Below are 295 nucleotides of genomic sequence, written 5' to 3' on the forward strand. Positions count from 1 at the left end.
AGCACCAGCATACCAGTTAAATCCGCCGTCGATATTCCATACCCATTGGTATAAACCTGCTAATTTAAAAGCGCTGTAATCGTTTCCGATTCTCCAACCTAAATCAGCTTCACTTCTATTGTTATCACCTAGAGCACGTTGGTAAGTAATTTCAGCTCCTAAACCATCACTATCTCCAAGACGTAACCCTAAAGCATTATCTGCAATTTTTTGTGCGCTAGAGGCAAATGTAAAACCTAATAATGTATTTGATAATTAAAATAATTTTTTCATAGTTTAAATAGTATTAGTTATT

The 295-nt window shown here is 34.6% G+C and carries 1 pseudogene; it reads right to left on the reverse strand.

The features are described 5' to 3' along the window. Positions 1 to 207, reverse strand: a pseudogene (locus tag V6246_RS18285) (hypothetical protein); the annotation flags it as partial. Positions 208 to 295 lie beyond the last annotated feature (88 nt).

This window comes from Algibacter sp. TI.3.09 (assembly GCF_038154905.1).
Classification (GTDB): Bacteria; Bacteroidota; Bacteroidia; order Flavobacteriales; family Flavobacteriaceae; genus Algibacter.